The 23786-nt window shown below is 36.5% G+C and carries 29 protein-coding genes and 1 pseudogene; 7 read left to right on the top strand and 23 right to left on the bottom strand.

The features are described from left to right. A pseudogene (locus H6F47_RS06765) lies at positions 1-219 on the top strand (4-hydroxyphenylpyruvate dioxygenase); the annotation flags it as partial. 160 nt (positions 220-379) lie between these two features. Here H6F47_RS06765 and H6F47_RS06760 read toward each other — a convergent pair. Continuing rightward, positions 380-1921: an FAD-dependent oxidoreductase gene (locus H6F47_RS06760; protein ID WP_190648135.1), complete on the bottom strand. Its 1542-nt coding sequence runs from the start codon at positions 1919-1921 to the stop codon at positions 380-382. A gap of 378 nt (positions 1922-2299) precedes the next feature. Further along, positions 2300-3469: an N-acetylglucosamine-6-phosphate deacetylase gene (gene nagA / locus H6F47_RS06755; protein ID WP_190346650.1), complete on the bottom strand. Its 1170-nt coding sequence runs from the start codon at positions 3467-3469 to the stop codon at positions 2300-2302. 114 nt (positions 3470-3583) lie between these two features. On the opposite strand from nagA, the gene purE reads away from it, so the two are divergent. Next, entirely contained in the window at positions 3584-4102 is a 519-nt protein-coding gene (gene purE / locus H6F47_RS06750) for a 5-(carboxyamino)imidazole ribonucleotide mutase (protein ID WP_096568468.1), read from the top strand. A 104-nt stretch (positions 4103-4206) separates the two neighbouring features. Here purE and H6F47_RS06745 read toward each other — a convergent pair whose 3' ends face one another. Genes H6F47_RS06745 through H6F47_RS06735 form a run of 3 tightly spaced genes read right to left on the bottom strand, consistent with a single transcriptional unit; the run spans position 4207 to position 6117 of the window. Further along, positions 4207-4899, bottom strand: a complete 693-nt coding sequence (locus tag H6F47_RS06745; RefSeq protein WP_096568471.1) for a zinc-dependent metalloprotease family protein — start codon at positions 4897-4899, stop codon at positions 4207-4209. 12 nt (positions 4900-4911) lie between these two features. Continuing rightward, positions 4912-5514 carry a TerD family protein gene (locus H6F47_RS06740; RefSeq protein WP_096568474.1) on the bottom strand — a complete coding sequence of 201 codons (603 nt, stop codon included), beginning with the start codon at positions 5512-5514 and terminating at the stop codon, positions 4912-4914. A gap of 24 nt (positions 5515-5538) precedes the next feature. Beyond that, positions 5539-6117 carry a TerD family protein gene (locus H6F47_RS06735; protein ID WP_347237705.1) on the bottom strand — a complete coding sequence of 193 codons (579 nt, stop codon included), beginning with the start codon at positions 6115-6117 and terminating at the stop codon, positions 5539-5541. Between the two features lie 1381 nt (positions 6118-7498). On the opposite strand from H6F47_RS06735, the gene H6F47_RS06730 reads away from it, so the two are divergent. The 3 genes from H6F47_RS06730 (at position 7499) to H6F47_RS06720 (ending at position 9756) form a co-directional block, all read left to right on the top strand. After that, a complete protein-coding gene (locus tag H6F47_RS06730; protein ID WP_190648132.1) occupies positions 7499-8965 on the top strand; it encodes an ammonium transporter in 1467 nt (488 codons plus the stop codon). Positions 8966-9160: 195 nt separating this feature from the next. Next, a complete protein-coding gene (locus H6F47_RS06725; RefSeq protein ID WP_228051890.1) occupies positions 9161-9397 on the top strand; it encodes a DUF2281 domain-containing protein in 237 nt (78 codons plus the stop codon). Then, positions 9391-9756: a type II toxin-antitoxin system PemK/MazF family toxin gene (locus H6F47_RS06720; RefSeq protein ID WP_190648131.1), complete on the top strand. Its 366-nt coding sequence runs from the start codon at positions 9391-9393 to the stop codon at positions 9754-9756. Before H6F47_RS06725 ends, H6F47_RS06720 begins: the two co-directional genes overlap by 7 nt. 89 nt (positions 9757-9845) lie before the next feature. Here H6F47_RS06720 and H6F47_RS06715 read toward each other — a convergent pair whose 3' ends face one another. Together H6F47_RS06715 and H6F47_RS06710 are read right to left on the bottom strand one after the other, a co-directional pair. Then, complete coding sequence (locus tag H6F47_RS06715; protein WP_190346646.1) at positions 9846-10349, bottom strand: hypothetical protein; 504 nt, start codon at positions 10347-10349, stop codon at positions 9846-9848. 140 nt (positions 10350-10489) lie between these two features. Continuing rightward, positions 10490-10858 (bottom strand): SET domain-containing protein, encoded by a 369-nt coding sequence (locus H6F47_RS06710; protein WP_096568492.1) that lies wholly within the window; start codon positions 10856-10858, stop codon positions 10490-10492. A gap of 224 nt (positions 10859-11082) precedes the next feature. On the opposite strand from H6F47_RS06710, the gene H6F47_RS06705 reads away from it, so the two are divergent. Then, on the top strand, positions 11083-11556 hold the full coding sequence (locus tag H6F47_RS06705; RefSeq protein ID WP_096568495.1) for a hydrogenase maturation protease: 474 nt from the start codon (positions 11083-11085) through the stop codon (positions 11554-11556). 138 nt (positions 11557-11694) lie between these two features. Here H6F47_RS06705 and H6F47_RS06700 read toward each other — a convergent pair whose 3' ends face one another. The 4 genes from H6F47_RS06700 to H6F47_RS06685 form a co-directional block, all read right to left on the bottom strand. Then, positions 11695-12069 carry a hypothetical protein gene (locus H6F47_RS06700; protein ID WP_190648129.1) on the bottom strand — a complete coding sequence of 125 codons (375 nt, stop codon included), beginning with the start codon at positions 12067-12069 and terminating at the stop codon, positions 11695-11697. A 19-nt stretch (positions 12070-12088) separates the two neighbouring features. Then, entirely contained in the window at positions 12089-13375 is a 1287-nt protein-coding gene (locus H6F47_RS06695) for a SagB/ThcOx family dehydrogenase (RefSeq protein ID WP_096568498.1), read from the bottom strand. Next, positions 13362-13826 carry an ankyrin repeat domain-containing protein gene (locus H6F47_RS06690; RefSeq protein WP_190648127.1) on the bottom strand — a complete coding sequence of 155 codons (465 nt, stop codon included), beginning with the start codon at positions 13824-13826 and terminating at the stop codon, positions 13362-13364. The genes H6F47_RS06695 and H6F47_RS06690 overlap by 14 nt, the downstream gene beginning before the upstream one ends. A gap of 381 nt (positions 13827-14207) precedes the next feature. Beyond that, complete coding sequence (locus H6F47_RS06685; RefSeq protein ID WP_187040955.1) at positions 14208-14804, bottom strand: CBS domain-containing protein; 597 nt, start codon at positions 14802-14804, stop codon at positions 14208-14210. Positions 14805-15608: 804 nt separating this feature from the next. Between H6F47_RS06685 and H6F47_RS06680 the strand changes: the two genes are divergently transcribed. After that, positions 15609-16076, top strand: coding sequence for a DUF29 domain-containing protein (locus H6F47_RS06680; protein ID WP_096568504.1), 468 nt, complete (start codon positions 15609-15611; stop codon positions 16074-16076). 51 nt (positions 16077-16127) lie between these two features. On the opposite strand, the gene H6F47_RS06675 is transcribed toward H6F47_RS06680, so the two are convergent. From H6F47_RS06675 to nifE, 12 genes are all read right to left on the bottom strand, one after another. Further along, on the bottom strand, positions 16128-16550 hold the full coding sequence (locus H6F47_RS06675; protein WP_137668013.1) for a hypothetical protein: 423 nt from the start codon (positions 16548-16550) through the stop codon (positions 16128-16130). Positions 16551-16838: 288 nt separating this feature from the next. After that, the gene (locus tag H6F47_RS06670) at positions 16839-16988 is read right to left on the bottom strand and encodes a site-specific DNA-methyltransferase (protein WP_236104082.1); all 150 of its coding nucleotides are present in this window, start codon (positions 16986-16988) and stop codon (positions 16839-16841) included. A gap of 3 nt (positions 16989-16991) precedes the next feature. Beyond that, positions 16992-17339 (bottom strand): FeoA family protein, encoded by a 348-nt coding sequence (locus tag H6F47_RS06665; protein ID WP_347239067.1) that lies wholly within the window; start codon positions 17337-17339, stop codon positions 16992-16994. A gap of 52 nt (positions 17340-17391) precedes the next feature. Then, entirely contained in the window at positions 17392-17691 is a 300-nt protein-coding gene (locus H6F47_RS06660; RefSeq protein WP_096568510.1) for a 2Fe-2S iron-sulfur cluster-binding protein, read from the bottom strand. A gap of 194 nt (positions 17692-17885) precedes the next feature. Continuing rightward, positions 17886-18257 (bottom strand): iron-sulfur cluster assembly accessory protein, encoded by a 372-nt coding sequence (locus tag H6F47_RS06655; protein ID WP_137668011.1) that lies wholly within the window; start codon positions 18255-18257, stop codon positions 17886-17888. A gap of 66 nt (positions 18258-18323) precedes the next feature. Then, positions 18324-19106, bottom strand: a complete 783-nt coding sequence (locus H6F47_RS06650) for a HesA/MoeB/ThiF family protein (protein WP_096568515.1) — start codon at positions 19104-19106, stop codon at positions 18324-18326. 10 nt (positions 19107-19116) lie between these two features. Next, positions 19117-19434 (bottom strand): nitrogenase-stabilizing/protective protein NifW, encoded by a 318-nt coding sequence (gene nifW / locus H6F47_RS06645; protein WP_096568518.1) that lies wholly within the window; start codon positions 19432-19434, stop codon positions 19117-19119. After that, positions 19431-19631, bottom strand: coding sequence for a CCE_0567 family metalloprotein (locus H6F47_RS06640; RefSeq protein WP_096572692.1), 201 nt, complete (start codon positions 19629-19631; stop codon positions 19431-19433). The genes nifW and H6F47_RS06640 overlap by 4 nt, the downstream gene beginning before the upstream one ends. A 138-nt stretch (positions 19632-19769) precedes the next feature. Further along, positions 19770-20246 (bottom strand): NifX-associated nitrogen fixation protein, encoded by a 477-nt coding sequence (locus tag H6F47_RS06630; protein WP_190346643.1) that lies wholly within the window; start codon positions 20244-20246, stop codon positions 19770-19772. Then, a complete protein-coding gene (nifX, locus tag H6F47_RS06625) occupies positions 20243-20662 on the bottom strand; it encodes a nitrogen fixation protein NifX (protein WP_096568524.1) in 420 nt (139 codons plus the stop codon). Before nifX ends, H6F47_RS06630 begins: the two co-directional genes overlap by 4 nt. 67 nt (positions 20663-20729) lie before the next feature. Then, positions 20730-22061: a nitrogenase iron-molybdenum cofactor biosynthesis protein NifN gene (nifN, locus tag H6F47_RS06620; protein ID WP_096568527.1), complete on the bottom strand. Its 1332-nt coding sequence runs from the start codon at positions 22059-22061 to the stop codon at positions 20730-20732. 88 nt (positions 22062-22149) lie between these two features. After that, complete coding sequence (nifE, locus tag H6F47_RS06615) at positions 22150-23517, bottom strand: nitrogenase iron-molybdenum cofactor biosynthesis protein NifE (protein WP_190648126.1); 1368 nt, start codon at positions 23515-23517, stop codon at positions 22150-22152. Positions 23518-23786: the final 269 nt, after the last annotated feature.

Here is a 23786-nt window from a genome sequence, read left to right as displayed (position 1 = left end):
CAACAAGAAATTTTGGTAGACTCTCAACAAGATGCACCTTTAGAAGCTTTACTATTGCAGATTTTCACCCAGCCAATTTTTAATGAACCTACTTTTTTCTTGGAATTTATTGAACGTCGTTCTCAAGCTGCTGGTTTTGGTGAAGGTAATTTTCGCGCTTTATTTACTGCTATGGAAAGCGAACAAATTAAACGGGGGTTTGTAAAAGGTGACTGGTGACTGGTGACAGTAAGAAGGAAATATCTCGTTATCTTGTTTATCTCGTTTATCTCGTTTATCTCGTTTATCTCGTTTATCTCGTTCCCAGTTTCTAACTGGGAATGTGATCAAAGAGGCTCTGTCTCTGTTATAACTTAGTTTCTCTCCTAAAAATAATAACTTATTCAAAATAATCTCCACCAGAACCAAACTTCCAAGCATCTAGCCAACGATGATAATAATATTGTTGATCTGAAGGCAGATTTTTAATTATTGGTTCTAAGATAGAACTGAAGGAAAATAAAAGAGTAAATATAAATAAATTCCCATAATGTAATATCCAATCAAATAAACTTAATAAACCAACTTGAGGAATAATCTTAGCAACCAAAACAGGATGAGATAAACCAGTTTTTAACAAAGTTCTGGTTAAAGCAGAAAACTGAACCACATCTTGTAAAAAAGGCTTTAAAACCGGATTTCCTAATGTTTCCATTTCTGCAAACACAGATGATAGAAGTTGGTTAATTTGTTGGGGAGGAATTTGTTGATTTACACCCACACTCATGGCTTTTTGAAATAACCAAGTTACACTCAAACTCGGTTGATATGGTTGCAAAAGTTTTAAAGATTGGGATGATAATTGATTGGTTTTTAATGCTTCCTCAATACCCAAAGTTAACCTTTGTAAATGACGAATCATAGCACCAAAACCGCCAAAACTCAAAGGTGATTGATTTCCGCTACTATCACCCACGGGTAAAATACGATCCCAAAGAGTTTGTAAAGGACTTTCGCGGTAACTGGGAAAGAAACCAAACAACGCCCGTTTAAAATTTAATTGACTAATTTCCACACCTTGATACTCTGGTAAAAGGCGAAAATATTCCTCAAATAAATCTTCTAAACTCAAGCGTTGGGGTGCTGCATCCATATAGGTAAATAAATAAGTTGTTCTTCCATCCTTAGCGGGAAAAGCTTCCCAAAAATATTGACATTGATTTTGTAAAGGAGTGAAAGATAACAACAAATCTCCTGATTCATTTTTCGGAAAACCTTCTGCACAACTTCCCACCACTAAACAAAGTGCATCTGGTTTTTTCCCTTGACGTGCTTGTTTACTAATAGGTGAAAGATGTCCCATTGCATCAAGTAATAATCTGGCTTTAAATTGGTTATTGACTATTACCCCATCGGGATGAACTACCACTTTATTAAAAGGAGTATTTTCAAATAAAATTCCTCCCACCGATAGAAACCGATTTTTTAAAGTTGCGAGAAGATAAACAGGGTCAACACCAATATTTAAAACATCTTCTACCCAAACTTCTGTACCACCTGAAAAACTCACTCGTGCGGGATTATATTCAGTGACAATAGTTGTTTCTAACTCTGTTTCTGTTAATAAGTCTAATTCTCTAAATACTGATAATTCTTTGCGAGAAATATTCCATTCCTGTTCTCTTCCTTGTAAAATTCCTCTTTCTAATAATGCTACCCGCACACCGCGCACAGCTAAAGCACAACCTATTAAAATTCCTAATGTTCCACCGCAGATTATTACATCCCAGTCTACAGAATTTAAAGGTGCGGAGTTTTGTTTAACTACTTCTGTGAATGTTTGGTTATCGCTTCGCAAAGATGTTAAAATTTGGTCGGTGCGCCGTAAACCATTTAATACATTTCCGGGAAGTTGAGAAATAATTTCTTCTGTTAAAGTCATGATCATTAATTTTGTTTGATTTAGGATTTTCAGGATTTTCAGGATTTTCAGGATGTTATTGAAAATAATATTATATATCTATTTTTTGGATAAATGAACCACGAAGAAGCGAAGGACACGAAGGGAAGATGTTTTGAGAGAGATTTTTTGTGTTTGCAGAAAACTGACAATCTCTTTTTCTTCTTTGCGTCTTTGCTTCTTAGCGTGAAATAAAATTACTTCATGAATCCTGTACGGGGGAAGCCTTAGGGTAATCAATTATCAATTTTTTCCCAAGGCTATTTTCCTGTAAGGGCGAAGCATTCGGACGATAAATTATCAATTTTTTCCCAAGGCTATTTTCCGAATGCTTCGCCCCTACTGACTCCTGAATTATTACTAATTATTTATCCTTTTCCAATTCAATTCCCTGGTATTTTTATCCCAATGCCAGCGTATTAAATTAGCAGGTTGCTTGGGCGTAAGTGTGGGTAAATTGATGGCTTTTCTGGGTGCATCTGTAGCTAAGAAAATGGCTGTTTCTACATCACAAATGCCCCATTTGACTAAGTTCTGTACTCCCTTGAATAAAGGAAAGGTTGTACCTGATAATGTCCCATCTGCTAATCTGGCTGTGCCGTTTTTAACGGTAATTTTGCGATCATCCCAAGGATATTCCCCATCTGGTAATCCTAACGGTGCTAGGGCATCACTGACAAGAAATAATCCTTTACTCGCACGTAACAAAATTTCTAACATGATGGGGACTACGTGCTGTCCATCAGCTATAAAACTACTCATCACGTCGGGATTGTTCATTGCTGCACCTAATAATCCCGGTTCGCGGTGATGTAATGGTGGCATGGCATTGAACGCATGAGTTACCATTGTTGCACCGGCTTTAAATGCTTGTTGTGCTTGTGCTGCTGTGGCTTGGGAATGTCCTAAACTAACGGTGATACCCAAGGAACGCAAATAGGGGATCACTTCCCCTGTGGGATCTAATTCTGGTGCTAAAGTGATAACTTTGACAATTGAGGCATAATCACCTAATACCCGTTTGACTTCGTTCATTGTCAGGGGTAATAAATATTCTGCTGGATGTGCGCCTCGTTTACCGTAGTTTAAAAATGGTCCTTCGAGATGAACTCCCAGGATTTTTGCACCGGATTTTTGGGTATAGTTGGAGATGAGGGTGAGCGATCGCTGAATATTTTCTACAGAAGTTGTTACCAGTGTTGGTAAATATCCATCAACTCCTGCATCCCACAAATATTGTGATATTTCTTCTAACCGATGGATGTTTTTTCGCGTCAACTCAGGAAAAGCTAAACCTAGTCCCCCATTTATTTGTAGATCAACTCCACCTAATGATATCCAATCTCCGGCAACATCCACAATCTGTAAATTTTCCGGTGTCTCTCGTTGACACACTTTCCCCATTGGTAAAATCTCTTCAATTTTACCCTTTTTATTCACCCAAATCATCTGTAAACCTTGATAACCGGGTACTTTTGCATTGATAATATCAACGTTGGAAAGAATCGGGTTGAGTGTTGCGGTAGTCATTACCCTGCCAAGATAAACCTAAACTTGATTGTAGATGGAAATATCCACAATTCACCCAAAATCCAAAATCCAAAATCTAAAATCTAAAATCCAAAATCTAAAATCTAAAATTCTATGAGTCTTGAAGTTGGTATTATTATGGGCAGTGATTCGGACCTGCCTACTATGAAGGATGCGATCGCTGTTTGTGAGGAATTTGGCATTGAATCCGAAGTAGCTATTGTATCTGCCCATCGTACCCCAGAACGCATGGTAGAATATGCCCAAACCGCCCACCAACGCGGTATTAAGGTGATTATCGCTGGTGCTGGTGGTGCTGCCCATTTACCTGGTATGGTAGCATCTTTAACCCCCCTTCCTGTAATTGGTGTTCCCGTCGCAACTCGTAATTTACAAGGTGTCGATTCTTTATATTCTATTGTGCAGATGCCAGCAGGTATTCCTGTCGCTACGGTGGCTATTGGCAATGCTAAAAATGCCGGACTCTTAGCAGTGCAAATACTCGCTACGCATCAACCAGAATTGTTAGCAAAAGTCCAAGCATATCGTCAAAGTTTATGTGATATGGTGATGGATAAACAAAGTAAATTAGCAGAATTGGGTTATCAGCAGTATTTAGAACAGAGGTTTTAAAAAAGAAAAGTTGTAAAAAAGAAAAGGCGATTGTTGTAAATCGCAGCTATACAAACAAAGTCCGCCTACGCGGACTAGCAACATATAATATTCAAGGATATAAACTAAGATTTATGCTGACTAATAGCATAATTCATTAAGATAATTTGCTCTGCATGAAATGATGGTGGCATCAAACTATGAATTCTATGATCCAGTCCATCGTGCATCACATCAGTTGGTAAATTAGAATGGTCTAAACCTAAAGTGTGTCCAATTTCGTGGGTGATAGTATTAGCAATTAAATTAGATAATTGCTCTAAATTCAAATCAGCACAATAGGAAGCATGAAGTATTTGATCTATCCGCACAGCAGCAAGATTTGTCACTTTACCAGGACTAAAACTAGCAATTCCTAAATAGTCAACTGGTTGATGATGAAATAGCACCTGAACATGAGTAAAGTTTTGCCCCCACTCTCTTTGATCTGGTGGTTCAGATGTTAAAAATAGATTCACACTTCTAAAAGCACTGAACACTTTAGATAAAGCATCTTCCATTAATTTTATCAAGGTGCTTTTTTCTTCAATACCGAACAGAATAGCTGAAATATCAACCCAGATGCAATGACGATTTTGGTGTGTATTTTCAACAAGTAACCTGCCACAAAATGGACATATTTGCCAATTTGTTTGGATGCGAGAACGGCAACCTTGACAGCGAGGTTTTGCTGGTCTTTCCAGGTTGATCCGTTCCCAAATCGGAACTTGCAGCTTACGATTTGGTTTTTTGAGATTCAGGCGATCGTAAAGCGACATTATTCCTTAAATTTAACAGTAGGATTTAACCAATTCTCCCAAACCATTGACACTGACACCATTGCCAATAGCTGCCATTTTCCATTCATTATTGTGCCGATAAACTTCAGCTAAAATCATCCCTGTCATCCCTTTGTACTCTTTGCCAGAAAGGTTATATCTAGCCAGTTCTTTGTTGTTAGCTACATTAACCAAACGCACAAAGGCATTTTCAACTTGGCTAAAGTCTTGTTTCCGGGTAATACATTCGTAAATATTAATTACGAATACCAACTTAGCAATTTCGGCAGGTATGCGGAGTAAATCAATAATAATCACCTCATCATCACCATCACCAGCACCAGTTAAATTGTCTCCTGTATGGGTGATTCCTCCTGAATAATGTTGGAGATTACCAAAGTAAATAATATTCCCTTTATCTGTTAATTTGCCATTAGTATCTAGGCAGATAACAGAGGCATCTAGATCATATTCATGACCACCACCAAAATTACTAAAAAATCCACCTCCAGAACGTTTTGCCACATCCCAACCTAGTCCACACATCATTTGCGTCAGGCCGGGAGCTTCTTTAGAAAGTGATATTCTTTGTCCTTTCTGTAGATTAATTGCCATAATAATTTGCTCCTATATTTTCTCTTAGCTAAAACGATCTAGTAAGGCTTTTAATCCACCTTGATAACCAGAACCTACAGCATTTAAACGCCATTCTCCATCCTTGCGATAGAGTTCGGCCATGATCAATGCAGTTTCAATTGAATAGTCTTCAACTAGGTCGTAACGAATTACCTCTTGTTTATTTTGAGCATTGACAACTCGGACAAAGGCATTATGAACTTGACCAAAATTTTGACCTCTTTCTGCTGCTTCATGTATAGTGACAGTGATCACTATTTTCTGAATATCAGCAGGAACTTTTTGCAAATTAATCTTGATGACTTCATCATCTCCTTCCCCAATACCTGTTAAGTTATCTCCTGTGTGTTGAACTGATTTAGCAGGGTCTGGACTGATCAGGTTGTTGTAAAAAATAAAGTGATTATCAGAGATCAGTTTTTCATTACTTCCAAGTAGGAAAACTGAAGCATCTAAATCAAAATCAAAGCCAGTATCCATCACTTTGACATCCCAACCTAAACCAACAAATACTTCCGTGAGTCCTGGTGCAACTTTTTCCAGTGATACTCGTTGTCCTTTGGTCAGTGATATTGCCATGATTTCGGTTACTCCTAAATTCTATTTCTCGGTTGATTTTCTAGCCAATTATTTCTATCTGAATTAGACTTTCAGAATATTGAATATTGACAAGAAAAAGTAATATAAATCTGCAATTTACTAGCACAAAATCAGACTTTCAGCATGATACAAGATGTCAAATGCTTTGAAAAAATATCAGTACATAAATTTTGCAGCCGGTATTTTACAGAATTGTTGTCAGTACGGACAATGCACAATCTAAAACAATATGACAAACTAAAGTTTACTCTTTGTTTACCTAAAAGCCTAAATTTGGTGCTTAGGTAATGTTACAACTAGAAATGATGTAACAGTTTTACCTTATTTGTTTATCGTTTTGTTTAATCACTATTAAATAACTTATCTTTTGCTCTGTAATCAGTATTTTTGCGTAATTATTACTTTGGGACTAAATTGTATACTTGATTAAATTTGAATTTACATCTCAGGAAATTTACTTAAATAAACAGACATTAATTTAAGATTAATTTAAGATTTTTTCTGAACAATTGTGGTAAAGACGTATAAACTACTAGATTTAGAGTTCGTATACTATACAAGTATATTAAGTAACTGGTTAACAGTTTTGTTAATCTAGCGATCGCCTTCCCAATAGATAAACACTAGCCAAAAATGTAACTTCGTACATAGATCGACTTCTTTGGAAGTGGGGTATCTGGAATACATAATTTTTACATATAAAAAATTAATAAATTATTAAGAATTTATATAAATAAATATATTTTACCTTGAGGGTACAGTGGTAATAGGAGAAAATGCCTGTATTACAAAGGATCTATCGACATTTCCCTATCCTGTGCAGAAGCATCATTGATATCAAAACCTTAAAAACTGTAATTGAATATACAGAAACCTTAACAAGGTTAACATTATTAAATACAAAATCAATCAAACTTATTTGCTTGTGGTTTTATTTGCTGGTGGTTTCACCAACTTCTTCGGAGTTAATTTAATTAATTCCTGGTTATTCTCGTTCTCAATAATTAACTATTGAATTAATTGAGTTGTTCCAGATTCAAAACTGCATATTGAGGAGTGAACATCCTTCATAAGAAATAGGGAATTGTTAATAAAAACAAACTCCCAAATCGTTTTGGCATAAGGGTTGATGTATCTTATGCTATTCAAAAAATATGTTGTAGCGGAGAACAAAAGCATCTAAAAAATAGAACATCAAAACCACGATTTTTCACATTTATTAGCGAAATCTTGTGCAATTACCCTAATTAATTTAACTTAAATTATTTGGGTAAGCCAAAGAAAATCATTCAATAATGGGCAATTATCAATTGTCAATTATCAATTATCAATTGGTCAAGCTTTTCTAGTAATAAAAACCGCAATGAATCAACGAATTCGTCCCTTACACCGCCTACTAGCACTAGCTATAGGTTCAATGGTCTTTGCAATTTTCGCTCCTACAATTGTCCAAGCTGCTGATCCGCCAACATTGGAATCTTTAGCGGACACAACCACAAAATTGCAAATTTCCATTGATACCACCTGGGTAATGCTGACAGGCTTTATAGTCTTCTTCATGCAAACCGGTTTCGCAATGTTAGAAGCAGGTTTATTGCGACAAAGAGGAGTAGTTAACGCCTTAGTAGAAAACTTTGTTGATCCATGTATTACCATCCTTGTTTGGTGGGGTGTTGGTTTTGGGATCGCTTTCGGTACAAGTGCGGGCGGTTTTATCGGCACAGATACCTTTTTCCTGAGTCAGTTACCCGGTGCTGATGGTAGTTACCCAATGGGCGCACCTGGTTCTACTGCTGCACTTAATACCTATACCTTATTCTTCTTCCAATTTGCCTTTGCTGCTACCGCGAGTACCATCACCACCGGTTCAATGGCGGGAAGAGCTAACTTTGTTGGTGACTTAATTTACAGCGCCATCATGGGTGCATTTAGTTACCCCATAATTGTCCATTGGGTATGGAACTCAGAAGGTTGGTTAGCCAAAATGGGTTTCCATGATTTTGCTGGTAGTGCTGTAGTTCACACTGTGGGTGGTTGGACAGCTATAGTGGGTGCATATTTAATTGGTCCGCGTCCTGGTCGTCCTGCTTGGGGAACACTCCCACCAGCACATAACTTAGGTTTAGCAACCTTGGGCGGAATGATTTTATGGTTTGGTTGGTTCGGGTTTAACCCCGGTTCAACTTTGGGAACTGGAAATACTGGTTTAATTGGTTTGGTAACTATCAATACAGCCTTAGCTTCCGGTGCAGGTGCTTTAACAGCAATATTTTTCCAATATACCCGTTCTCAAAAATGGGATTTAACCTATTGTCTCAACGGTGCTTTAGCTGGTTTGGTGGGCATCACTGCTGGTTGTGCGTTTGTTTTACCTTGGGCAGCAGTATTAATTGGAATCATTGGTGGTATTTTAATCGTTCTTGGCATTGATTTAATTGAAGCAATGCACATTGATGATCCAGTAAGTGCCTTTGCAGTTCATGGGATCAATGGCATGATGGGTACTATCGCTGTGGGCTTTTTAGGTCAAAAAGAATTGACCATGAATGGAAAAGCAGGGTTGCTTTTAGGCGGTGGTTTTGATTTATTGGGTGTACAAATTTTGGGTATACTGGCGATCGCTGTATTCACTTTTGCTTTTGCCTTTGTGATGTTTAGTGGACTCAAAGCCATTGATAAATTGCGTGTTCATCCCAAAGGTGATGAAATCGGGATTGATGCTTACGAACACGGTGCAACTGTTTGGCCTGATGTTTACGCAGTTGAAGAGTTTGTTGAAGAACAACAAAATCATTCTAAAAATCCTCCTATTGGCACATTTGAGGGTTAATAAATTTGATCTTGATTTAGTCATCATTTGATAAATAATTAGATCCCCGATTTTCTTAGATGAAGTCGGGGATTTTTATGTTTCACGCAATCTCCGTCAGGAGATCCCGCAGGGTAGACGCAAAGACGCAAAGGAAGAAAGAAAGGAAAGGTTAGGTTACAATGAGAATATAGAGGCAAGCAACCCAGCTTTATTATGAGTATGAATTTACAAGAGAAAACAATTGCTCAAATCCAGCAAATGCCAGATTCTTTAGTTAAAGAAGTATCTGATTTTATAGACAGGTTGTTAACTAAATACAAGCTTGAACAAGGAGAATGGTCTTTTAATTTTGGCGAATCTATTGATACAGCAGAATCTGATTTTGCTGACTATTTATCTAATTTAGAAGATTATGAACAACGTTTGGCAAGTGGGGAAATTAAGTGGTAGATATCAAAAGAGGAGATGTAGTTCTCTGTGATCTGAACCCTGTTATTGGCACAGAACAAGCAGGAATCAGACCTGTTGTAGTAGTGCAAATTGATCGAGCAAATGCAGTCAGCACCCATACCATTATTGCACCATTCACATCAAAAATTAGACGAGCTATTTTACCGTCTCATGTGCTTATTTCTGCTGGTATTGGTGGTTTAAGCCAAGATTCTGTAGTGCTTTGTGAGCAAATTAGAGTTGTTGATAAATCAAGGATTATCAGATTAATTGGTCACTTGGATGATAATTATTTAAATGATTTAGAGATAGCTTTGTGTACTATACTTGGGTTGAATATTGTAAATAATAATGAATGATATGAGGTTGGTGTAGATAGTGAAAACCCAACAGCAAAGGACTGGTTAATGTTGGGTTTCCTTACGTCAACCCAACCTACTTTATTAAGTTACAAAAATTCCCAAATGCGAATTAGAGAAATACCAGTCACTTTCTCAAATATAGACACTAAACCTGTAAGAATTAGACTTGTCAAAAATAACTCCATTGATATGTCTACAGATTTTTCTAACCATTTAGGTGCTTTTTCTGCTAATGTTTTTCTGACAAGATACAAAATGGGAACAACTATCAAGCTTACCCAGCCAGCTATTGTAGCCCATACAATATTGAGAACAGTAGTTAGAAAAGTAATAAGGCTTCCAAAAAATAAAATCAAGAACCAGTTAATTCCTTTTAAAGTGCCTATTATACCTAAAATTACTAGAGCAGTAATTCCACCTAAGATAGCACTCAGAATTGATATAACTACATAGGTTGAAAATAAAATGTCAGAATCGTGCAAAATAGCAATAGTTATGTCTAAATTGATACCTAGTGCAAATCCCCAAAGCAGACCCTTTGTTAGTTCGCGCTGAAAGTTTATAGTCTCACTCATTTTTAATGCAGTCAATATTGGAACATTAAAAACTATAGTGTAAATTAAGCAACAAGTCTACAAATTTACTATCTGATTAGCTAGGTTTAAGATTCGGTTAAACAATAACCTACTCCTTCTCTCTCTGCGCCTCTGCGCCTCTGCGTGATCAAAAATCAATCCACCACATCAAACCAAATAGGCGTTAAATCATCAACATTACCATTATAATTAATAGTAATTTCCTGACCTTCCCGAATATATTTATAAGCAATAATCTCTATTATTTGTTGATCAAACTTTTTCACATACAGCGCATTAGGCTGATAAGAATGATTAAAAAGAGACCCATAACCAAGAGCGATCGCCCCACTTTCTCCATGCCAACCAAAATAATAATTACATAATACCGTATGGGTAATTAACTTAACTTGTTGTTTAGGAATAACAATCACATTGGCGATATCAATTATTTCCCCAAGCTCAAAATCCCTCTGAGCAAAAACACCTCTTCCTTTGATTTCTGTATCACGAACTACTAACATAAATCTATTTTGTCTGATCTGTGAGAATGATGTTTAACTAATCACTACAGATAGACGCAGAGACAATAAAGACAAATTTTTTTCACTTACTTACGGCTGCTATAGTCACTATAAAGTTAATATTTAGAGACATCATCAAAATTTCCGTAAATTTTAATTTTTGTTGAGGTTTATGTGAGGAAACTGTGCAAAATTGAGAATATTCATGTTATTATAAATATCCCATGCTCACGATCATAGGTTGTGGAAATCTCAATCGTAATGACGACGCGGTAGGCGTAATCATTGCCCAACGTTTACAGCAATATCTCGCCGAAAATCCTCACCCCAAAGTCCGCGTTTTTGATTGTGGTACTGCGGGAATGGAAGTGATGTTTCAAGCGAGAGGAAGTGAAAAATTAATTATTCTGGATGCTAGTTGCACAGATTCCCCACCAGGTGCTATATTTAAAGTCCCAGGGAAAGAATTAGAAGCTCTACCCGAACCGAGTTTTAATTTGCATGATTTTCGTTGGGATCATGCTTTGGCTGCTGGGAGAAAAATCTTTTTAGATGATTTTCCCCAGGATGTGACTGTGTATTTAATTGAAGCTGCAAATCTTGATTTTGGACTAGATTTAAGTGCTGCTGTTCAACATTCTGCTGATTTAGTTTTGGCAGAACTAATCACAATTATAAGTCAGAATGTGACGGCTTGATTTCCAAAATTCAGGAGTAGGGGCGAAGCATTCGGAAAATAACCTGTGATAAAAATTGATAATTGTTCGCCCGAATGCTGAATACTGAGAATTAAGAATCTCAAATCCAAAATCCAAAATCCAAAATCCAAAATCCAACTATGCCCAATCACGGTAAACTGAGAGTTCATCTACCCTAATTTCAAATGGTACAGCATTAGGGTCAGGAGGACAAACGCGAATTTTGGCACTGCTAACAATACCATAAAGAATACTAGCCATTGGGACGATTTTTTGCAAAATTTTCCAATTGCTAACTTGATCTGGACATTCAATTACTAAAGTTAAAGCACTAGCATCAGTCGTCATATACCAACGACAATGAGAGAGTAAATTTTGAATAATGCGATCGCATCCTTGATAAAAGTACCGACTAATAGAATATTCTAGCTGTTGTCGCAGGATAATATCTGCTGATGTTGCTTGCATAGGGTGCTTGTCATCAGCATTGAATTCTGATTCTCTTCTGCTCATTTCGGTTGCTTTTCCTATTTTATTTACCAATGGCCATTACATAAAGAACATCCTTATTGGTTAGTAGAAATGCTTGGGCTTCATCATCATAAAAAGCACCAATACCACTACAATCTATTCCCCAATAATTGCAGGATAGATATACTCGTTGTCCGATAAAACCAGCTAATTGCATAGCAGTTTGATAACTCAAATAATCGGACACAAAAAACAAAGTTACAGCGCAGTCTTTAGCCAGCGCCTGATGAATACACAAGTAACCTGTTTTTTCACTCAAATCACCCGACTCAATGAGATTCCTACCATGATATAAACCGGGTGTCATACCTTCAACACGATGCACCACCGAGTAAATTTCTATTTGCTCAAAATCTTCTGTAGGGATTGGTTGTTGAATATCTTGCCAAATTCGCCAATAGATTTCTTGAGTAATAGAATTTCTTTGAAAACGTCGAATAGAACGCCTGTTCCAAACGCTCTCAAAAAACCGTTCTCGGTGAAAATTAAATTGAGGATGTTCTAGCTTTTGCTGGTGACTAGGTTGCATTGATGTTGCTTGATAAGCATCTTCAATGAATTGATTCGCTTGAAAATAGTCAGTTCCACAGACAAAAGGAATGGATAACCTTAAACGTCTGACTGGCTTTTCTTGCGTCTCCCCCGATATCACACAACTACTAATAAACTCCTTATTCTCAAATCCTAAATCAGCATTGAGAGAGAGTTTATCAAAGTCAAAGATTAATTTGATGTTTTTTTCATGAAGATACGCTGAAGCTGCAATAGCGCCCATAAGGTGTCCGCTATCCAATAAGCAATATCTAATGCTCCTGTCTTGATATTTCCAGCTAGACCTATAATAAACACAACTAACTAAAAAAATGCAGCCGTTGATACGTTTATTAGGTATAATATAACTTTCTAACCCATCATCAATTAATTCATAAATCAACGTCAGACAATTATTCTCAACTTCTAGATGGTAGATGCCGTTTATAAATCCTTCAACCTCACGAATTTGGATATAAACTTCCGTGGGATATAACGCCCCAGCAGAGGGATTTACCCGGAGTTGATAGGTTTCATTTTTGTAAATCTTCTCAAAAGTAATGGCGCTTGTTAACTTGATAAAAGCATGAAATGGATTATTAGGAATTAATTTCACTCGCCGATAAAATTTAGGATAAACTTTAAAGGCGCGGGGTTGAGTTGATCCATCCACATAATTGGGATTCATTTGCACAGATAGGTAAGAATGCTTGGTAGCCTCATGAAAGGCTATTCCATAAAGCTTACTGTGTGGCATTTTTCAGTAACCTTAAAACTTCTATATTGCTGGCAAAGTCAATTGCTTTATAGTCATCCAAATTGTGTAAATTCATGTTAGGATTATGTTGTAATAGCAATCTCACTACTTCTGTCTTTCCAGCCGATGCACCATACATCAGGACAGTTGCACCATTATCATTTTGATTGTTAATATCTATGTTGGCTTCTAGTAGTAAATTCATTAAATCGTAGTGATTCCCAAAACACGCAAACCACAAAGCATTATTGTGATCATCGTTAGTGGCATTGATATCCGCACCTGCCTTAATTAATTCTTTCACCACTGGGTAAAGTCCATCTCTAGTGGCTTTCATTAAAGCTGTATCACCATTTTTACCCCGCTGATTTAAATCTTCGGGATTGTAATTATTTGCTAATAGCCATTGGCAGGTTTCTGTACTTAATTTGAGTTGATTTGGTTGACTCATAATTATAGTTGAGTAAATAACTTAAACAAGAAAAATATGATGGCTGATTACTGATAGCTGATAGCTGAATACTTACCAAATAAAAACGGAATGGTGAGCAATGCCCACCATATTTAAAAGCTTTATTTGAATCAGAGAAAAAACACAGTAGCTGGAGAACAATTGTGATACCAATTCTTTGTGACGTTGCCAGAGATTTGATCCCCCCAACCCCCCTTAGTAAGGGGGGCTAAGAGATGAATTGATCATCCGGGAAGAGAAAAGGTATAGCAAGCACTCAGGTAATTAGGACATCAACTGATGACAAAACTAAGATACAAATTAACTTTTAAATCTGTCACCTGTCACCTGTCACCTGTAACCTGTCACCTAGTAAAACTGTTAGCCGGCTGTCACTGGTTTTTTATCGTCAGCAAACAGTTCTCTAGCAGATTTGCATGGTTTTGGTACACCATAAAAAGTAGCTTCTGCTTCGAGTTCGTCTACTATATCCCAAGCTTCAATTGCTCGTTTAGAATCTGGACCATAGTTAGCAGAAATTAACCGAGCTTCAGATACAGCTTTCTGTATCTCTTTGCGTAGGAATTTTAATTTTGGTTTATCTACAAAGTTACCCTTGGTGAGAATATCAGTCACAGAAATAATGCCTAATAATTCACCTTGAATAACAGGCGCACGCCATGTATCAGTATTAGCAAATAACCGCGCTACATATTCAACATCTAGGTCAGGATTGACAACTACGCAGGGTTTAGTCATCACTTCGTACACATGAACCGCTTCGGGATCTCTACCAAAAGCTGCAACTTTGCCCACGATATCCATTTCGGTAATCATACCGTAAGCATCGCCACTGTGACGAGGTTCAACAACTAAAGCCCGCAGTTCTTTGAGCCTCATTAGTTTGACTGCTTCTGCTACGGTTGCGGAACCGCGAATAGTAGCAACATCTTGAGTCATAATTTGTTTGGCTCTCATAATTCCTGCTCCTTTAATTCGGTGAGCGAATCATTGAATTACTTCTAAACTGCTGCGATTCTCCTAAACTTTTTCTCGGTAGTTTTTGCACCTTTGCACCTTAATCATCAATAGATATTGAATAGTGAGGCGTGTTATGTACTACTGGCTAAAAAGCAATTACTTGATGTGAACATTCCTAAACCGAATTATTAATAATCTGAGAGATTTTCATGAATCCGGTGATTTTAGAAATAAGATTTACGCAGGTTCTATATATTTTCATCTACCGTTCTTACTCTTTACCTTGGTTGTGGTTTAACTGGGGATCAAAGTAAGAGGTTTGGGATTTACTCTGTAATCGCTTCTTGTTGAGGTTTAGGTTCACTGCCAACAATTTAGCTTACTTATATAGTATCACTCTGGTCAGCAGGAAATATGAATGATTTATAAAGATCCACCCATTTTTGACCATAAATCGGATTAAAAAATTGTTAAGTGGATGACAGAAGCAAAAAATTATATTTGATGTTTTTGATATCAGATATTACGATTTATTATGAAATTTATTAGTTAAACATTTAGAAAAATTCCATTAAATAAATATAAAAATTATTGACTAGAAATACTATTTCTGAATTATGGCAGCAGCGGAAAATATGAGGTTTGACAAAATATATGTTTCATTTGTAGTCAATAGATACATTTTTGGGTTATCATAGTTATAATCTAGGTATTAATTAATAACCTGGTTAACTTATCAATATATTGAAGACTGACGAAGTACATCAGAAATTGTAAATGTGAAATTGGAACTGTGAGTTTATGCTGTTACCAGTAGAATTAGCAAATCAAAATTTATATGAACAAGATTATTATTTGTGGTTGCGGACAACTATTAATCAACTGCGTGCTGGGCAATTTTCATCTGTAGATTTAGAGAATTTAATTGAAGAATTAGAAACTATGGGTAGAAGTCAGAAACGAGCTATTGAAAGTTTATTAATTAGACTTCTCGAACATTTGTTAAAACTTAAATATTGGGATAGTGAAAGAGAGCGTAATGAGGGACATTGGAAAGGGGAAATCAGGACTTTTCGCAGACAAATAAAAAAAGAATTGAAAGATAGTCCTAGTTTGAAACCTTATATTTTAGAAATCTTTGAGGAATGTTATGAAGAAGCAAGAAAAGAAGCAAGCGATCGCTCTCAACTTCCCCTGGATACATTTCCCATCAATCCCATTGGTTCTTTAGAGCAGGTTTTAGATGATAATTGGTTTGTTGGGAGATGAGAAAATAGCGATCGCTCTTTTATAAATCAATTCCAGAGTCAAAATTCACATTTATTGTGACCATGAATTTTGAGCTATGATTTGATTGTATAAATAATTCTCCAATTCTGAATCAACATCTAAAGCAAAACGTAGTTCCCTATCGTTGATATGTGGAAAATATGACTTTCCAAATCTTCTAAGTAAACTTCCACCAACTTGCGCTCCTCTTTGAATCTTGTGTTGCAAATGCAACCCAGTAACAAAAGCTGTTATCCGTGCTTTACTGTCAGTGTCATTTCTAATACAAGTTCTTAGAGCTATCTTAATATCTTCTTCTGGTGAACGAAGGTTAACGTTGTTTGTTGCAACCTGTATGAAATCAAAACAACCAAGTCCAGCTTGATAAATTTGCTTTCTGAGATTTTCGTCCTTAACTAATTTCCAAAATAAAGCAACAGCAATTTTTTCAACGGGATCAGGATCAGAAAACATAACTTACTTATTGATCAATATATAAACGTATAATTTAATATACACTACTTTTTATACTAAATCAAGAACTTAATTTAGTCCTTAACAATGAGTTGATTAGAACAGGTTTTAGATGATAATTGGTTTGTGGGATAATCTGGCATTAAGCATTCAGTAATCTAGTCATAAGATCCCGGACTTCTTTTATTATCATGTTAATAAAATCTGACTATATCACAGAAGTCGGGGATCTGGGTATCAACAAGTGTTATAGCTTAATCATTAAAATTTGGCTAAAATAATCATAGTTCAAATAATAAATAATTCCTGTTGTTTAAAATTAGATTCTGCCATACGGTTATTAGCTAGATTAACATAATCAGGATTGATTTCAATTCCTAAATAATGACGATTTAAATTTCTAGCTGCTAAACAGTCTTTTGGATCACATAATACCAAAAATTATTTTTGTTTTAATAATCTATTAGTTCCACCCTCAAGCACACGCACATAAATAGCCCGTACAGTGTCCCGATCTAAATTCATTGATACATTTCCAGCCTTAATTATAAAAGCCGGAAAATGCTGCTCAACAGTGATATTAGTTCCTGTATGAATACCCATTGATATCAGTTTCTTTCTCATAGTTTTATCCTGAGTTTGACAGACAGTAACAATTCCTATTTCTCCAGGTTTGAGCAATTCCAAAGAGCAACCAGTTACACTAAAACGAGTAAACATTGCCGAACAATAATTAAAAGTAAAAAGTGAAACTTGAAATGATGAAAGATGATAAACATCCTCCATCATGGTAAAAGTTCAATTATGGGTTTAATTAGCAAAGCTAAACCCTAATTTTGTATTAAACCAAATAAGCTTCTTGGTGGGTTTTGATTGTACAGTTGGAGCGGGGATAAGTAACGCACAATAAAGCAAAACCTTTTTCTACTTGTTCATCATCCAAGAAGTTTTGATCATCTTGGTTGATTTCACCTTCAACAATTTTACCTACACAGCTAGAACAAGAACCAGCGTGACAAGAAACTGGTAAATCAATACCTGCATCTGCTGCTGCATCAATAATTGTGACATCATCATCACAGTCAATTGTGGTGTCTAATTCTTCTTTTTTGTTGATCAATCTTACTTTATAGGTTGCCATGTTTTACTTCTCCTCAAATTTGAATAGAACTTGTAATTTGGTTGCTTACTGTTTACATTTTCAGTAAGGTAAATCATCTCTTCCGTACACAAAAAAATGTAGAGTGTGTCTACGGAAAAGTTGTAAATTTGTAGGTGATGGAATGGAACTTAGAAAAGTTTCCATATCTATTTTTTCCTAAGTTCCAAATTTTTTTAGCTGCAAGGTACACCGTTAGGTGAACAATCTCCTGATTTAAAAGATTTGCCACAACCACAGGTGTCAGTTGCATTGGGGTTGGAAAACTTAAAACCGCTATCCATGACACCCTCAATAAAATCAATGACGACACCTTCTAATAAGGGCGCACTTTTAGCGTCAACGTAAATCAATACGTTACCTTGTTGGGTGACAATATCATCAGGTTGGGGCTTATTGGTAATTTCAATACCATATTCATAGCCACTACAACCACCGTTTTTAACGGAGATGCGGATACCTTTTTTAGCTTGATTTTCTTCCGCAGCAGAACCTTTTAAAAAAGCCCGCAAACGAAATTCTGCTTTTTCTGTTAAAGTAACAGTCATTTTGTTTCCTGTAGCGATGATTCTGATTTTCAGATGTAGGTTAATTATTACTGTGGTGGTGAAACTTTAAACTGATAAAGATTGAGATTGGGAATATCTCCAAGGTGCTGTATTACCGCAGACTGGACAATTGCGATCGCGTTGAGAACGACGTTTAGCAAATTCCATTCTACTGAAATCAATTGTTAGCAATTCCGATAATAATGGTTGACTAAAACCGGTAATTAACTTGATAGCTTCCAAAGCAGTTAAACAAGCTAAAGTTCCAGAAACAGCCCCTAAAACTGAAAAACCCCGGCGATCCCAATCTGGTTTTTCTGGAAACAAACAGGACAAACAAGGAGTTACACCAGGAATAATTGTTGTTAGGTAAGCCTCCATTCCATCCATTGCTGCTTCCACCATTGGTTTACGCCACTTTACACAAGCTTCATTTAATAAATTACGCTCGGTAAAATTGTGGGCGCAGTCCAAAGCCATATCCGCAGATTGCACCAACGAATCTACATTTTCGGGGGTAATATAATCATGAATTGCCTCAATTTGCACATCAGGATTAATAGCTTCCAGAGTTTCTTTAGCCTTAAAAACTCTTGGTTTTCCCACCCAATCATCAGTCATTAAAATCTGACGATTCATGTCATCGAGACGCAAATCACCACCCCGGACTAGGATGAGCCGCCCAACGCCCGCTACTGCTAGGTAAAGCGCCGCCGTTCCACCTAATCCCCCCACACCAGTCACCAGAACCGTCGCTGACTTCAGGCGCTTTTGAGCTATTTCGCCAAAATTCGGCAGCATCATTTGGCGACTATAGCGTTCTAATTCGGTAGGCGTTAGGTTGATCAATTTATACCTCCTAGTCAGACGTGATTTCTGTTAGCGTAACTACATTTTTTGGTTTGTCATTGAACACCTTGAACAATTTTTGTTCGTGGGGTGTTGATTCTATAAAAACTTGATAAGCTTGTTGCAAAGCTTGGCTGTATTTTTCTAACTTTTCTGCTGCACTTAGATTAGGATATTGCTCATCAATTTGATACATAAATTGAGAGAATTTTTTTAAGATATGCAGCCGATTGACATTGACAAAATGTTGATCGTAAGGCAGATTAAAAAACTGGAAATAAGCTTCTGCATCTACGATTTTTTTAAATTCTTCAATAGTTCCAGTCATTTACCGTTCTCCATTTTTTTTAGTTGTTGCTTGAGTTGATCTAACTCTTGATAGATTTTGTAAGTCTCATTGGCAACATCCATCAATTTTTCGTAATCTGTAGGTAGTCCTTCAGCTAAATCATGCAGATCCATTTTCATTTGACCTGCTTTACTATTTAGCTTTTTAATCGTGGTTTTCAGTTCTTCAATGGTCATTGGTGATTGGTGATTGGTGATTGGTAATTGGTAATTGGTAATTGGTAATTGGTAATTGGTAATGGGTAATTGGGTATTCTTCCCAGTCCCCAGTCCCCAGTCCCCAGTCCCCAGTCCCCAGTCCCCAATCACCAAATATTACAAATTGCCTACTTCGGGGAAACGTTTGGCTAATTCAATTCCTTTTTCAACAAACTTTTCTCCCTCTTCATTCAGCTTTTCTAGAGATTCAAAACCAAAACGGTGAGCATCACGTAAGGTTTTTACAGTTAATAATAATCGTCCAGAAAAAACTAAAGCCCAACCAAAACCTTCATGACCTAATTCAATTACCACATTAGAAAGTAATCCAGTTTCCTTTTCTATGCTTGAGGCGATCGCTCTAAAAAAAGCATTAATGCGAGAAAGAGTAGCTGGATCAACTTCACCTTCTGTAGAAATTTCTTTTTTCTTTTGTTTTGTCACCACAAAAGGTTTAAGAATCAATTCATCAGACCAATTTTTGTAAAATCCATAGCTATCATTAGCTCGAATTTGTTGGACTAATGTTTTCAGAAAAGGTGAAGAAATTATCGTGCTTGTTGCGTTTCCGTTCACACTATTATTTTCACTCATACCGCAGCTTCGTTTTCAATTTCCTCTAAAAAGTTAGATTTCTTTTGACCTAAAGCTTTACGCAACCAAGGTGGAGGATTCCCTTTCAAAGTTTGCACTAATTTAGTCAAGATTTCTTCAATCTTTTCTTCTTCAGATTTCGCCTTAACAGGTGTCACACCATGCTTAATTAAACGAGCGGCCGCACTACCACCAATAGCCACTACATAAACTATTGTACAATCTTTTAAAGCCTCAAGTTTAGGGGTAATTTTATCCTCATTACCATCTTCTTTAAGATCACCATCAAAGGTTAAAGTTTCTAGAAATTGATATCCTTCATCTGTAATTTCATAGACATCAATTTCCTTAGCCCATCCAAAATGAGCATTAACATGAATTCTGTCAGTTGTCGTAAATGCAATTTTCACTTTCATTTGTCCTTTGTTAGTAATTAGTAATCAGTAATCAGCTTATTAACTGTCACCTGTCACCTGTCACCTGTCACCTGTCACCTATTACCTGTTCCCATTGTTTCATCATTAATGCTTCTTCGTGTTCTATAAATAGGTTGCCAATACCAAATAAAACATCCATAGAACCGCGATATCCTACCTTGGTAAATAAGCCATTTCCTAATCTGTCGTAAATAGGAATACCTAAACGATAGAGAGGAATAGAAAGACGTTTAGCAATAGTATTAACATTAGAATTTCCAATTAATAAATCAGAACCTACTGCTAAATCTTCCAAATCTTCTAAATCGCCAATAGTCACATTTTTAATGGGTAGATGCTCTAATAAAGGTGATTTTGTGGTAGTTACAGCCCCATGAATTTGCGCCCCCATTGACTGGAGAAAATGCACCATAGACCACATTAAATCCGGTTCTAAGGCTAAAGAAATCCGTTTTGCACCAAAATAAAAATGAGTGTCTAACATCGCATCTTGTAGCTGACGACGTTGGCGACAATATTTTTCTGGTACGGGATTTCCACTTAACACAGATAAGGCTTGTAGAAACTCATCCACAGGTTCTAAACCTGTTAAATCTCTGAAAACTTCGTAGTCTGTGTTAAACCTTTGCTGGAGAATTTTAGCTGCTCCTCGCATACTTTCACCTAATGCAATAGTGAAAGCAGAACTACCTAAAGATTGCAATTGTTTGATAGTTGTACCACTAGCAGTTATAGCACTATAATTATCCTCTAAATGTCCATCTAAAGAAGCTCCCAAATTAGGCACAAAAATAGGATCTAAACCGAAGGATTTAACCATTTCTTCGATTTCTTGAACATCTCCCGGAGTAAATGCAGAACCCGCTAAAATTGTGATTTGTTCTGGTTTTACCCCTCCTGCTTTGGGAACTTCTTTAACAATACTTTCTACTGCAACTGCAAAACCATCTTGCAATGCACCTTTAAAGTCAGGAGTGGGAGCAAAAATAATGGCTAAATGATCTAATTCTGGATGACGTTTTCTAATTTCTTTTAAAAAACGTTCAATATCATCTCCTCTAGTTTCAGTTAACCCAGTGGTACATAAACCAATAATTTCTGGTTGTAATTTTTCTACTACTGTTAAAATTGCTTGTTCAACATTTTCTTCACCACCTAAAATGGTAGTAACTTCCGTCATTGCGGTAGTAGCTAAAGGAATCGCTTCCCGAAAATGCCGAACTAAAACAACTTTTGCAAAAGCAGTACAACCTTGAGAACCATGAAATAAAGGGATAGTTCCTTTTAATCCTAAAAAAGCTAAAGATGCGCCTAAAGCCTGACTTTGTTTAAGGGGATTAACAGAAACAGATTTTTCTGGAAGTGTAACAAGTGCCATAAATATAATCTCAATAATTGAAAATTGAAAATTGACAATTGATAATTAATAATTTTCCATTATCAATTATCCATTATCAATTTTTAATTTATTCCCAAGGTGTGGGTTTACGAATTTGTTCCCAAATTGGGCTATACAAAGCTTCGTATAATTCCCGTGCCATTTCTACCATTCCCATATAACCAGCATAGGGATGATGACGTTCTTGGTTAATATCTAAAAATGGGATTCTGGCTTTTAATGCTGTGTACTGGTTTCTTCCCCCAGCTATTAACATATCCGCTTTTGTATCTTCCACTAACTTGAGCAATTCTTTGGCATTTCCTTTTTCTAACATAATGCCATCATTGCCTAACAATTTCTTGATTTTGGATTTATCTTCTTCTGTACTTTTGCGGGTACTGGTGGCAACAACTTCTATTCCTAAATCTTTAGCTGCCGAAATAATTGACCAACTTTTTACACCACCAGTATAGAGTACAACTCGTTTACCTTTGAGTCTTTCTCTATAAGGTGCAAGGGCAATATCTAAAGCTGCTGTTTCTTCAGCAATTAATTTTTCTGTCCGTGCTTGTAAATCAGCATCACCTAATTTTGCAGCGACATTTCTCAGGCAACGGTTAATATCATCTATACCATAAAATGATTCTTCAATGTAAGGAATACCGTAACGTTCCTCCATTTTCCGCGCCATGTTTAATAATGCCCGTGAGCATATCATCACATTCAATTTAGCACGGTGAGCATAGGTTATTTCTTGATAGCGAGCATCGCCAGTAATTTTAGATAAAACGCGAATACCTAACTTTTCAAATAAAGGTAAAACGCCCCACATTTCCCCAGCAATATTGTACTCACCAATCAAATTAATATCATAAGGTGTAGTATATTCTGGTTCAGCAGTACCGACTACATAATCTAATAAAGCTTCACCACCAAAGCGATTTCCCAGATTTTTACTACCTATAAAACCAGGAGAAATAACAGGAACAACCGGAACACCAATTTTTTCTGCTGCTACTTTACAAACTGCTTCCATATCATCACCAATAAGAGCAGTTACGCAAGTAGCATATACAAAAACTGCGGCTGGTTTGTAACGTTTGTGAATTGCGAGAATGCCTTGATAAAGTTTTTTCTCACCACCAAAAATCACATCATTTTCTGTTAAATCAGTGGTAAAACCTGTTTTATAAAGCATTGGTCCAGAAGACAAACTTCCGCGACTTCCCCAAGAGTTACCAGCGCAAGCAATAGGACCATGTACCAAATGAGCAGCATCGGTAATAGGCACTAATGCTATCATTGCGCCATCAAAAGCACAACCACCTTGAGCAGCACCAGGTTGAGCTTGTTGGGTACAGGATTTGTTTTTCTTTTCTCCTTGTTTTTTTTGATTATGTTCGCATCCTGATTCATTCAGAAGTTCGTTAATTTTGCTTTGGGTCATTTTCATATTTATGTCTCGCCTGGGTTGATTTTTATTAATTAAAATTGTCAGCATTCAGCTATCAGTAATCAGTCATCAGCTTTTTAAAGCTACGCTGCTATGGAAAATCCTGATTTCTGACATTCAACATTTCTGCAAAACTATATAGACTTACCGCAAAATTCCTCTTAATATTAGATTTACACAGTTAAAATTTCAGAAAAGATATCTATTTATCTGTAACTGAATTTTAATAACATCAATCCTTGATAATTGCTCTTCTGTTTAGTTCAATA

It is taken from the genome of Sphaerospermopsis sp. FACHB-1094 (assembly GCF_014696195.1).
GTDB classification, from domain to species: Bacteria; Cyanobacteriota; Cyanobacteriia; order Cyanobacteriales; family Nostocaceae; genus Sphaerospermopsis; species Sphaerospermopsis kisseleviana.
Note: the sequence above shows the minus strand (reverse complement) of the source record. Positions and strands in the feature narration are given on the sequence as shown.